General features: G+C 48.8%; 9 protein-coding genes and 1 pseudogene. 6 read left to right on the forward strand and 4 right to left on the reverse strand.

The window, feature by feature from the left end; translation table 11 throughout:
• Positions 1-190: pseudogene (locus AK963_RS35600) on the forward strand (IS630 family transposase); the annotation flags it as partial.
• A 309-nt stretch (positions 191-499) separates the two neighbouring features.
• Here AK963_RS35600 and AK963_RS18915 read toward each other — a convergent pair.
• From AK963_RS18915 to AK963_RS18930, 4 genes are read right to left on the reverse strand one after another with little or no spacing between them, the layout of a single operon-like run.
• On the reverse strand, positions 500-1,033 hold the full coding sequence (locus AK963_RS18915; RefSeq protein ID WP_238593779.1) for a hypothetical protein: 534 nt from the start codon (positions 1,031-1,033) through the stop codon (positions 500-502).
• A 58-nt stretch (positions 1,034-1,091) separates the two neighbouring features.
• A complete protein-coding gene (nfi, locus tag AK963_RS18920; protein ID WP_083232767.1) occupies positions 1,092-1,793 on the reverse strand; it encodes a deoxyribonuclease V in 702 nt (233 codons plus the stop codon).
• On the reverse strand, positions 1,786-3,177 hold the full coding sequence (locus AK963_RS18925; protein ID WP_083232768.1) for an ATP-binding protein: 1,392 nt from the start codon (positions 3,175-3,177) through the stop codon (positions 1,786-1,788). Before AK963_RS18925 ends, nfi begins: the two co-directional genes overlap by 8 nt.
• Before the next feature lie 11 nt (positions 3,178-3,188).
• Positions 3,189-3,983 carry a response regulator gene (locus AK963_RS18930; protein ID WP_420795622.1) on the reverse strand — a complete coding sequence of 265 codons (795 nt, stop codon included), beginning with the start codon at positions 3,981-3,983 and terminating at the stop codon, positions 3,189-3,191.
• An 885-nt stretch (positions 3,984-4,868) separates the two neighbouring features.
• Here AK963_RS18930 and AK963_RS18935 point away from each other — a divergent pair.
• From AK963_RS18935 to AK963_RS18955, 5 genes are all read left to right on the forward strand, one after another.
• Positions 4,869-6,104 (forward strand): efflux RND transporter periplasmic adaptor subunit, encoded by a 1,236-nt coding sequence (locus tag AK963_RS18935; RefSeq protein WP_066016999.1) that lies wholly within the window; start codon positions 4,869-4,871, stop codon positions 6,102-6,104.
• Between the two features lies 1 nt (position 6,105).
• The gene (locus AK963_RS18940; protein ID WP_066017000.1) at positions 6,106-9,234 is read left to right on the forward strand and encodes an efflux RND transporter permease subunit; all 3,129 of its coding nucleotides are present in this window, start codon (positions 6,106-6,108) and stop codon (positions 9,232-9,234) included.
• 120 nt (positions 9,235-9,354) lie between these two features.
• Positions 9,355-10,848: a carboxypeptidase M32 gene (locus AK963_RS18945; protein ID WP_066017001.1), complete on the forward strand. Its 1,494-nt coding sequence runs from the start codon at positions 9,355-9,357 to the stop codon at positions 10,846-10,848.
• A gap of 97 nt (positions 10,849-10,945) precedes the next feature.
• Positions 10,946-12,001 (forward strand): AI-2E family transporter, encoded by a 1,056-nt coding sequence (locus AK963_RS18950; RefSeq protein ID WP_066017002.1) that lies wholly within the window; start codon positions 10,946-10,948, stop codon positions 11,999-12,001.
• Between the two features lie 28 nt (positions 12,002-12,029).
• Positions 12,030-12,680: an NUDIX hydrolase gene (locus AK963_RS18955; protein ID WP_066017003.1), complete on the forward strand. Its 651-nt coding sequence runs from the start codon at positions 12,030-12,032 to the stop codon at positions 12,678-12,680.
• The last annotated feature ends 249 nt before the right edge of the window (positions 12,681-12,929 follow it).

Here is a 12,929-nt window from a genome sequence, read left to right on the forward strand (position 1 = left end):
ACCATTCGCACCGGAGTTAAACAGCTCAGAAAGGCTATGGGAGTGGATGCGGGAGCATGACTTATCAAACAAAGCATTTTCAGGTTATGAAAATATTGTAGATTGTTGCTGTGAAGCTTGGAATAACCTTTGCAGCGAAGCTGGTCGACTGTTCAGTCTGTGCTCCCGTGATTGGGCAGTTATACAGTAGTTAGAAAATTCAATTGGTATAAGCTATTCACCCTGCCAGAAACAACCCTTGTATACCCTGCCCATGACTACAGAGGCTTTACCTGTTCATCCATTCGAGAAGAAAAACTGTTCAATCTGAGGATAGGCGGAGGAAAGAGCAAGAAAGAGTTTATTGCAATTATGAACAGCCTGAAGCTTACCTATCCTGAGAAAATGGATGTTGCAGTGCCTGCCAATATGCAATGTGGGTCGACACTTTCAATTTAAGACCGGCCTGTCTGTAAGGCAGAGAACTTTCCATCTTTAAGAAGCGCCTACGACACAAGCTTTAGCCGGCAGAACTGTCACTTTGACTCGAAACCTCCTCAATAACCAGACTGCCTTCCCGGGTATCAAACTGGATATGCCCACCAGCATTATTTTTGGAAAGTAATTCGATAGCTGCAGCAAGTTCCGGCGTTTTTACTAATGAGATCAATGGCATCTCTGTAAGCTCTTTTAGCAGCGCTTTCTGGAAGCTGTCCACTATCATGGTTTTAAACAAAGCCACTTCCAAGTCAATCTGAGCTTCCATAAACTCTATCTGATCAAAATAAATGGCCTCATCTTCTTTAGAATATCTCAGCTGAGTGAAGCCAGTAATCTGAACCGGCAGTTTTTCGGTAACCATCCCCCCAAAGACATCAGCATCCACCGTACCGTTGATATGGAACATCAGGGGCTTACCATCCCCCTGGATAAAAATCTGGGGAGTGTCCAGATAAAGCTGCACCATCATAAGTGGCAACATATCCAGACTGCGAATCTGTGGTGCGAGAAAACCTTCATTCACCAGCTGCTGAAAACTCTGCTGACTGTACACTTCCCGATCATTTCCTGCACAACCACCAAGGAGCATAACTGACAGCACACAAAAAAAACTAGTGAGCCAGAATCTGATTTGCTCTGGCAACTGCCTTACCCCGGTTTGAAGCCAGTGCATCTGCCCATCGGGTGGTTTCTGGTAACCGGTAGCGTGTAAGACATGCTTCAACATAATGCACCGCCGTGTTCAACGAAATTCTATGGCCAATACTGATATACAGTGGACGGGTTGCGCTTCTGGTTCGCACCACACTGCCAATCACTTCATTATTATCCCAGAGGTCAACCCTGGCCCCTTTCTCTTCCGACAGGGTATCACTTTTTCCACACAACCTGCTCTTGGCAACACCAACGGCTGGCAGCCCAGTGATTACCCCAACATGACAGGCTACGCCAAACCGTCGTGGATGGGCAATTCCCTGACCATCACAAAGCAGAAGATCAGGCTGCACCCTCAGCTGGGCAAGTGCTTCAAGAATCGCCGGACACTCTCGAAACGAAAGCAATCCAGGGATATAGGGCATCTGAGTCGGTACTTTGGCAATGGTATAATCCAGAAGTTCCAAACCAGGAAAAGCCAGCACAGCAATGGCTGCACGGGTGACCAGCCCCTTATCCTCGAAGCCAACATCAACACCGGCAACACGCCTGATCTCAGGTAGATCATCACGCTGGACAACCTGACTGGCCAGTGTCGTCTGCATCGCTCTGGCTTCAGCATACGATAGGTCCCAGCAGAGGTTAGCCAACTCAGACACTCAACCCATTCCTTAACGGAAGACGAATGGTGACTTCAAGACCCGGATGGGCATTACAGGCGACAATCGCACCGTTATGTTGGGACACCGCGGTACTGGCAATCGCCATCCCAAGACCCGTTCCATCATTTTCCTTACCCCGTGTTTCATCCACCCGGAAGAAAGGCTCAAACAGGTCTTCAAGTGCCTCTTCGGGCACACCTGGACCGTGATCCCTGATACGAATAAGTGCCACATCATTTTCACGAAACAGGCGAACCTCAACTTCCGAACCTTCCGGAGTGAAGCGGATAGCATTTCTGATGATGTTTTCCACCGCACTGGACAGAAACTCACGAACAGCCACCAGCTCAATTTTAGCGGTTTCTTTGAACACTACCGCCTTATCTCGAGCCTGCGCTTCAAAGTTGCCATCGTCCACCAGTTTTTTCAGCATGCCTTCGAGAGATATCTTCTCACAGGCCATATTGGCAATATTATGCTGAATACGGGAAAAGTGGATGATCTGCCCTATCAACTGATCCAGACGCTCGATCTCTCTTTCAATACGGGCATGCTCTGCCTCGGCATCGGGTGTTTTCCGTCTGGCCAGTGCCAGAGAGATCTGCAACCGGGTTAGCGGCGATCTTAACTCATGGGATACATCACGCAGCAATCGCTCTTTACTGAACACCAGAGACCCTACCTGCTCAGCCATATGGTCAAAATCCCTGGCCAACTCACCCAGTTCATCCCTCCGTCGGGAAACCTTGCCGCCGACCCTGGCACTCAGGTCCCCTCGAGCCAGTTTTCTGGATGCTCGTTGCAAATTTCGAATCGGACCAACAAGATAGCGGGCTAGAACAATACAGAGAAAGAAGCTGACACCCAATGCCAGGATAATAAGATGCCATTGTCGTGCGATAACCTGTTGAACCCGCCAGTGCACCAGCATTGGCATCTCTTTGGTGAGATAGAGTTCATAGGGGGCATCATTCAGGCTAATTCGTTGTGGGCCAACCACAACCACCCCTCTTCGAAAGGTAATTGTCGGATCGCTGCGATTCCGGGTTTTATTGTAGGCAGAAATCAATTCTTCAGAGATCGACGCACTGCCCAGAATATTCCCCTCGGTATCAAACAGGTAGTAACCGCTACCCGGAAACCGCGGAATGGGTAAATGAACAGAGGTACGGGAGAGAAGTTCCATTTTACGGGCTGCTATTTCCAGCTCACGAAACAGCGCCCGCCGCTCTGACAAAAAGTCCGATGGATCCACCGTCACGGCAAAAGCCAGAAACAGCGTAACCAGCATGGCAATCATGGTCAGCCAGAACCACAGAAAAATCTTCCAGAAGACACTGTGCCATGGCCATACCACCAGCCGGGGGATTTTAAATCGCACTCGCAACACCGTTAGCCTGGAAGGATATAAAAATAACCAGAGCCACGGACGGTTTTTATCCTTGGACTACCATCAGGTCGTGTACCGATCTTCTTGCGAACATTGCTCACGTGCATATCAATCGCACGATCATAAAGTGTCAGCTTGCGGTTAAGAGCTATCTGGGTCAGATCATCCCGGGAAATAAGTTCACCCGCTTTTTCAATCAGCGTTTTCAGCACCAGAAACTCAGTTGCTGTAAGCTCCAGTGGCTCCCCGGAAATCGCTGCTTCACGATTAGCCAGATTTAATGCAATATCATCAATCTGCAGGGTCCGGCTGGTCCCTTCTGGAATCAATGGTGTGCGGCCACGACGCAGAATAGCTTTGATTCTGGCCACCAGTTCTCGATGATTATAGGGCTTGGGCAAATAGTCATCCGCGCCAATTTCCAACCCTATAATTCGATCAACATCGTCACCCCGTGCAGTCAGCATCAAAACAGGAATATCCGATTGCTGACGAATCTGCTTCAGTGCATCAAAACCATTCAATTTAGGCAATGTTACATCCAGCAGCACCAGGTCATGCACCCCGGACAGAGCCGCATCAACCCCTGCTTCTCCATCATGAACCGCAGAAACTGTAAACCCCTCAGTTGCCAGATATTCCACCAGCAATTCACAGAGCTCGATATCATCATCAATCAGCAACAGCTTGGCATTGGTTTTGCCTGTTGTACTCATAGAAAGTGCTCCATAAAAAAAATACCCCGCCTTGGGGGAAGCGGGGTTAAAGGTACAGCTCATGGGGTAACTGATTGTCATGCCATTCCACCCCCCGCCCGGGTTTTCAGGCTGCCTCTGTTCATTCATTTAATAAAGAGGCTTCCAATACAGCTTTTCATACAAAGGATGAAGCTGATTGACTATTCTAAATCTGGCAGCACTTTCGGTTTTCAATTTCAAGATCACTAGACCTTAAGTCGAAATATGCTGCTCTTAACTGCTGGCCTCAGGAGTAAATCATCTGCATAGCATTGGCATTTCATCTTAGCAGTATGCCAGAGCTTGCCCGAGGCGCGGGACATCATATCATTCATCAATCAGGAATGCTTTGTTAAACGGCTGCCAGGCATCACTTCGGATCCTGATGGCAATGTTGTTTACCGCTGTTCCTGAATCGTGGGTTCAGTTTATTGGCTTACATCTCAATCGGGTCAATAGATCGGGTAAAAGCAGTGTAAAGCCATTCCTTATTCCATTTTGAATAGTAAAAAATTCGCCAACTTCGGTTTTCCACATGGCTATAGATAGATAAAACCCATACTATCCGTCACAACCCATAACCCTGTATGCTGTCTGATGCTTTGCACAGAGCATTCCCCTATATAAAGCCAAAGACATCTGCTCTTCCCCCAGAGTCATACAGGGTAATACATAAGTGCCACTTAGACCTTTTTCCCCCAATACAGGGTATGACGTTTGCAGAGAGAAATACGCGGTATGCATTCTGCTAAATGCAAAAAGTACCGAATCAGAGTATCTAACCAAATGTCTGGCCAAAAAGGGCCTTGAGCGAATGGTATAAACAGGCTGCCTCTGATAGCGGTATTGGCAGCCATCAGAATAGAGATGTGCTTAAACTGATGTCAGGCACATCACATTGCTTTTGCGGGTCCTGCAAGAATCTGACCCCTTACGGAGCTATCAATGATCGCTAAAATCACTGATCGTAAACTCGGAAAATGGCTTCCGATAGGCGCCTTAGCCACCTCAATTTTCCTGCTAGCCGGTTGTACAGATGACAAGCCGCAACACCAGATGCCCCCACCTGGAGTTTCCGTTTTCAGTGTTATCGATCAGGAAGTAGGGGATTATTATGAATACGTTGGTCGCTCAGAAGCCATCAATGAAGTTGATATCCGTGCCCGTGTAGAAGGCTTTCTCGTCAACAAAAACTTTACCGAAGGCGGTATGGTTGAAGAAGGACAGCTGCTTTACGAGATTGATAGAGCCCCATTTGAAGCAGCCCTCAAAGGTGCCGAGGCACAGCTGGCAAGCAGCAAAGCTTCTCTCGTTAACGCCCGGAAAAATCTTGAGCGCAGCCGGGACCTGGTAAAACGGGGGGCTATCAGTCAGGCTGACTACGATAACCAAACTAGTTCTGAAGCCCAGGCGGTCGCCGCTGTTGAAGCAGCAAAAGCCAACCTGGAAACGGCTCAGCTTAATCTTGGATACACCCGGATTTCTGCACCATTCAAAGGTGAAATTGGCAAGTCAACCTACAGTGTTGGCAATCTGGTTGGCCCCTCAAGTCAGCCTTTGGCCACTCTGACCAGCATGGATCCTATCTATGTCACTTTTCAGGTAGATGAACGCCAGCTAATCAGCCATCTGGCAGAGCACCCAGGTGCAAGAATGACACAGAACACCAGCATTGATGAAGCCCCGGTAGAAGAAAAAGGCATGTTCAAGCTTTCTCTCAGGCTTCCAAATGGTACTGAATACAATCAGCCAGGCACCTTCACTTTTGCTGATACCCAGGTAGATGAGACCATGGGCACCCTGACCCTCCGAGCTACCTTCCCGAACCCTCAGGGTATTATCCTGCCGGGTCTGTACGTCACGCTGCAGGCCGAAAGCAATAACAAAACGCTGATGCCTCTAATTCCTCAGGCCTCAGTTCAACAGGATCAATCCGGTTATTTTGTTCTGGTTGTGACTCCGGAAAATATCGTTGAAACCCGGCAAGTGGAAGTTGGTCGTCGTATCAATGCCATGTGGGTCGTCAAATCAGGACTCAAGCGAGGTGAGCACATTATCGTTCAGGGCCTTCAGAAAGTGCGCCCGGGCGGCAAAGTGTCCCCCACCCTGGTTACCGTAAATCCGACCACCGGTACTATTTCATCACCAGCTTCCGCTAAACCACAGGAGCAGGGTCTCTGAGATGATCAGCCAGTTTTTTATTAACCGGCCCAAATTCGCATTCGTTATCTCGATTGTGATCACACTGGTCGGTCTGATCTCGCTGACAACGCTGCCAGTGAGTATGTTCCCGGAAATCACTCCTCCCCAGGTAACCATCAGTGCCACTTACCCAGGCGCAGATTCTGAAACCCTGGAGTCAGCGGTTATGCGCCCCATTGAAGAGCAGGTAAATGGGGTTGAAGGGATGATTTATATGGACTCTACCGCCTATAACAACGGCAGTGTGTCCATCACAGTAACCTTTGAATCAGGCACAGACCAAGACATTGCGATGGTCAATGTGCAGAACCGCGTAGCCGCTGCCGAGCCAAGTTTGCCTGAACAGGTTCGCCGACTGGGCATCAATGTACGAAAGCAATCGTCCAACATGCTGCTCGGGGTAAACCTAGTTTCCGAATCAGGCAAGTTTGATCAAGTTTACCTGAGCAACTATGCCAGTAACTACCTGTTAGACCCAATGACCCGTATCAAGGGTGTAGCGCAGGCTCAGGTTATGGGTGCAATGACCTACAGTATGCGCGTTTGGCTGAACCCCAGCCGAATGGCTGCACTAGGTGTCACCACATCCGATGTCAGTAATGCCATTAATGAACAGAACGCCATTGTTGCCGCTGGACAACTTGGCCAGGCTCCCAACCAACCTGATCAACAATTTACCTACACAATTCGTACCCAGGGACAGCTTGACTCGCCTGAAGCGTTTGGGAATATCATTATCCGTGCCAACCCGGATGGCTCTTTTGTCCGAATTAAAGACGTAGCGAAAGTGGAACTAGGTTCCCAGAACTATGAGGGTGATGCTCGCCTGAACAAAAAACCTACGGCATTCCTGGTTATTTACCAGCAACCCGACGCCAATGCCATGGACGTGGCCAAAGGTGTAAAAGCCCAGATGGAAGAACTGAAGAAGAACTTCCCCCAGGGCATGGACTATACCATCAAGTTTGACACCACAGAGTTTATTTCCGAGTCCATCAATGAGGTAGTCAAAACACTTTTTGAAGCGGTACTTCTGGTAATTCTGGTTGTATTCCTCTTCCTCCAGAACTGGCGCGCAACACTAATTCCTGCCATCGCCATCCCGGTGTCATTGATTGGTACCTTCGCGGTCATGCAGGCAATAGGGTTCTCCATCAATACCATCAGCCTTTTTGGTCTGGTACTGGCTATCGGTGTTGTGGTGGATGACGCCATCGTCGTTATTGAGAACGTAGAACGACTGATTACAAAAGAAGGCATGGCGCCAAAAGACGCCACCAGTCAGGCAATGAAAGAGGTATCCGGCCCCATTGTTGCCACCACACTGGTACTCCTGGCCGTTTTTGTTCCAGTGGCATTTATGCCTGGCATTACCGGCGGCCTTTATACCCAGTTTGCCGTGACCATTTCGGTAGCCGTACTGATCTCATCGGTAAACGCGTTAACCTTAAGCCCGGCACTGTGCTCTGTATTACTGAAGAAAGGAAGTCTCGACCAGATTGTCTGGCTCAAACCGGTAGACACTTTTATCCACAAATTGACCGGCGGTTACCAGAGCTGGGTCAAAATTTTACTGCGCCGCTCTATTTTGGGCGTTGGCCTTCTGGCTGTCATGCTGGCCAGTACCGGCTTTATGTTTACTTCGACACCTGGCGGCTTCGTCCCCAATGAAGACCAGGGCTTCTTTGCGGTCAACATTCAGCTGCCTGATGCGGCTTCATTAAATCGCACTCAGGAGCTGATGGGAGAAATCACAGACCAGATTCGCTCTGAAAAGGGTGTGGACAGCGTCATCACGATTTCCGGCTTTAGTATTTTCAGTGGTGCCAGCAGCAACGCGGCTCTGGCTATTGTTGTACTGGACGATTGGTCAGAGAGAAAGAATCCCGATCTGCACCAGGACGCTATTCTACAGAGAACCCAGGCTAAATTATGGTCACTGCAGGAAGCGCAGATCATGGCGTTTGCATTCCCGCCAATTCCAGGTCTTGGTTCATCCGGCGGCTTTGACTTCCGACTTCAAGACACCATGGGGCGCTCCCCCCAAGAGCTAAGCCAGGTTATGAATGGTCTGATTTACCAGGCCAACCAGCAGCCGGAACTCTCCCGGGTATTTTCAACCTGGCAGGCTAATGTGCCGCAATACCTGCTTGAAGTGGATCGTCAGAAAGCCAAAGCTCAGGATGTCTCGTTATCTGAGATTTTCATGACGCTGCAAACCCAGCTGGGCTCGCTGTATGTAAATAATTTCACACTGTTTGGCCAGAACTATCAGGTCAACTTGCAGGCTGAAAGCGCTGACCGGGCAGGCCCAGCTGATCTAAGCAAGTTCTACGTACGTAATAGCCAGGGACAAATGGTGCCATTAACGACTGTTGCTACATTGAAGCCGGTACTCGGTCCCAGCAGCATTGGCCACTACAACCTCTATCAATCTGCAAATATCAGTGGTCAGGCTGCCCTGGGATACAGCTCCGGTGACGCTATTGCTGCAATGGCTAGACTGGCGGACAACCTTCCTCAAGGATATACGTATTCCTGGTCAGGACAGTCTTTACAGGAGATCGAAGCAGGAAATCTTGCTCCAATCCTGTTTGCCCTATGCTTCCTGTTTGCCTATCTTTTCCTGGTCGCCCAGTACGAAAGCTGGACAATGCCACTGGCTATTATCAGTGCAGTACCTATTGCTACCTTTGGAGCTTTTGTTGGTATCAATGTCATGCGTCAGTGGAATCCAGTGCTTGCCAATGACATCTATGCACAGATCGGGATGGTGCTTTTGATTGGTATTGCTGCGAAAACGGCGATTCTGATCGTGGAATTTGCCATGGTTCAACGCCGGGAAGGTAACAGTATTTTCGACTCAGCCATTAATGCCGCCGGCCTGCGTTTCCGTGCGGTACTGATGACCGCCCTGTCCTTTATTCTCGGGGTAATGCCTCTGGTTCTGGCCAGCGGTGCTGGTGCAGCCAGCCGACAGATTATCGGTGTCACCGTAAGTTCCGGTATGTTGGCGGCCACCATCTTTGGTACCCTGCTGATCCCAGTGTTCTATCTGTTGCTCCAAAAGCTGCGCGAACACTTTGATCCAGATAAAGCCAACAGCTAACTTCATCATTTCAAGGCCTCCCTGACGGAGGCCTTTTTTATTACCCGCCACAAACCACCTATCCCAAAGCCCTATCAAGGCATACAATAAATCTCATAATAAAGTTTATGGAGTTCAACGATGACCACTGCTTATGAGAAGCTGGTTGACCGATTCCAGCAGATGTATCACCTTCAGCATCTGGGAGCCATCGCAGGCTGGGACCAGGCCGCCATGATGCCTGCCGGAGGAAATCAGGCCCGTGGTGCAGCACTGGCCGAGTTGAACACCCTTCTGCATAAATTGCTGACTGCACCTGAAGTAGAGTTCTGGCTACAGGAAGCACAGGCTCAGGAAACCAATCCTGACACCATTCGATCCATAGAAGAGATGGCTGTTGAATGGCGACACGCCAGTGCCATTCCAGATGATCTGGTAAAAGCAAAAACTATTGCATCTACCCACTGTGAACATGCCTGGCGCAGTCAGCGCCCTGAGAATGACTGGAAAGGCTTTTCCAAAAACCTGAAAGAGGTCGTCAACCTCTCACGTCAGGAAGCGGGTGTTCGCGCGGAGAAAAGTAATACGAGCCCATACAATGCCCTTCTGGAACTTTATGAACCTGGTGTCAGCACCCAGGAACTCGACCAGCTGTTTGGTGATCTGAAAACCTGGCTGCCGGGCTATATTCAATATGCTCAGGATAACCAGTCTTCAGTAAACATCATTCAACCTGAAGGCCCCTTCCCGATCGAAAAACAAAAGGCTCTAGGGCTGGAAGTGATGAAGTTGCTTGGCTTTGATTTTGACCATGGCCGACTGGACGTTAGTACTCACCCATTCTGCGGCGGTGTTAGTGAAGATGTCCGACTGACCACCCGTTATAAAGAAGACAATTTCGTTGAAGCACTGATGGGCATCGTCCATGAGACCGGCCATGCCCGCTACCAGCAAAACCTGTCAGAGCAGGATCGTGAACTCCCTATTGCCCTTTACCGATCCATGGGAATCCATGAAGGACAGAGTCTGTTTTTTGAAATGCAGCTGGGCCGCAGTGCAGCATTCCTATCACTGATACAACCTTTGATCGTCAAACATCTCTGCGATGGAACCTCTCAGCCCTGCATGGCACTGGATAATCTGGAAAAAATTTACACTCAGGTTCGCCCCGGCTTTATCCGGGTTGATGCCGATGAGATTACCTACCCGGCTCATATTATTCTGCGCTATGAAATTGAGCGTGACCTGATTGAAGGAAGCATCGAGGTAGATGATATCCCCGAGCTCTGGCAGCAGAAAATGAAAGACTATCTGGGGCTGGATGTCGCGGGTGATCACAAAAATGGCTGCATGCAAGATATTCACTGGCCCATGGGTTCATTCGGTTATTTCCCAAGCTACACTCTCGGAGCCATGGTTGCAGCACAGCTGTTTTCTGCCCAGAAAAAAATAATGCCCGATATCGAAGCTCAGATTCAAAATGGCAATCTTGCCCCGATCTTTGACTGGCTGAAAACCAACATCTGGTCACAGGGAAGAAAGTATTCCACGGCAGAACTGATGACCAGGGCAACTGGAGAACCATTAACGGCCAGTTATTTCAAACAACACTTGAAAGAAAGATATCTCGACTGAATAAATAGCGTTTTTATCAATAGCACGCTCAAGTTAACTATGATGAAATCTACTGTTCTGGCAGTAGATTTTATAAATTATCATTGAGGTTAACCTGATGCAGGGCATCAAAACAACGCATGTCCGTCATATATTTCAGGGGCTGGCAGCACTGATCATTATCATGACGGGCATCAAGCTGGGCAGCACACTGGTCATTCCACTGTTACTTTCTGCACTTCTCGCCTTGCTGGCAAACCCGCTGGTTGACCTTCTGGCTCGGTTTAAAATCCCCCGTATCCTTGGGATTATATTTACATTAACAGCATTTGTTATCTTTGCGCTGTTCTTTCTTGGCAATGTAGCCAGCACTGTTCAGGAGTTTACTGCGGCCCTGCCCGGTTACCGCCAGCAACTGACCGAGACATTCACAAGCGCACAGATCTATCTTGCTGAGAAAAATATCCATGTTGACCTGAAAACGTTTACTGATGCCTTTGACCCATCGGCTCTGGTCAGCCTGCTGACCAATATGATTGGCAAACTTGGCAGCACCATGAGCTTTGCCCTGCTGATTTTGATCGCCACCATCTTCATGCTGCTGGAAGCCCCTCTGCTGCCGGGCAAACTGCGCATTGCACTATCGTCCCCAGACCATGAATTACAGAGTATGCGCCGGTTTCTTCGCTCCTTCAACCGCTATGTAGCCCTGAAAACGCTGATCAGTATGTTCACTGGTATACTGGTCGGCGTAATGCTCTGGGCAAAAGGGGTAAACTTTTATGTTCTCTGGGGGCTGGTCGCTTTTCTATTTAACTTTATTCCTAATGTCGGCTCCATTGTTGCTGCGATTCCCGGCATTCTGCTCACACTTCTCCAGTTTGGCTATGGCGATGCCATGCTGGTGATGGCTGGTTACCTGGCAATTAACGTGTTGATTGGTAATATCATTGAACCTAACGTCATGGGACAAGGGTTGGGACTGTCCCCCCTGGTGGTCTTTCTGTCGTTGATTTTCTGGGGCTGGCTGCTGGGGCCTGTTGGAATGATTCTTTCTGTACCTCTCACCATGTTTATAAAAATCATGATGGAATCTTCAAAACGCTGGCGAAATGTAGCTATTCTTCTAGGGCCTGATGACAGTGCAGAGCAAAGCGGGCAAAAGAACATCTAATTAATACGATGATAAGATGGAGCCGGTAATGGTTGATAAGCCTGAATTTGATGAGTTAGATAAGAATCCATGGACCGACTGGGCAGAAAAGATTCGAGCCATTGCTCAGAACGGACTCACCTTCTCACGGGATGAATTTGATCTTGAGCGATACCATCAATTACAGACTATTGCTCATGAAATGACGGCCCTTCTATCCGGGGGCCCCATAGAAAAAGTCGACAACTACTTTCTGCCAGATCATGGTTATGCCACCCCAAAGGTAGACCTTCGTGGCGGTGTATTCCTTGATAATAAAATTCTGCTGGTTAAAGAGCGATCTGATGGCGGCTGGGCTCTGCCTGGTGGCTGGGGAGATGTGTGCGAGCCACCCGCCTATGGCGTTGAGCGGGAGGTCATGGAAGAGTCTGGATATACCGCTAAAACTCTGAAACTCGTTGCGCTTCGAGATACCCAGCGCCACCCTTACTGCCCGCGAAGCCCATACCATATTTATAAATTGATTTTTCTCTGTGAACTGACAGGGGGAGCCCCAAAAGAGAATATCGAAATCTCTGATATCGGCTTTTTTGATGTTGATGATTTGCCAGATCTCTCCAGAGGAAGAACATTACCGGAAGACATCCAGCTATTATTGGAACACAGGGATAGCCCAGCTCTTCCCACTGTGTTTGATTAGTGCATTTACAAAACTACTTCACGAGGTAAGCGCTGCTGGTCTGGCCAATCATTTTGTAAAGCGGGCTAAATATAGTGAGAGACGTCTATATAACAACTCCAGTTGGACAAAGCAGCCATGTAATACCAATCGCATTTTCTAAATCCTTAAGCTGCCGCCAACTATGCTTAGGCATCATTACCATGCATTATCTAGAACAGATGTCTCGTCGACCACAGCTACCCGAAGGTTTTAATGATGTTGATTTTC

The organism is Endozoicomonas atrinae, from assembly GCF_001647025.1.
Classification (GTDB): Bacteria; Pseudomonadota; Gammaproteobacteria; order Pseudomonadales; family Endozoicomonadaceae; genus Endozoicomonas; species Endozoicomonas atrinae.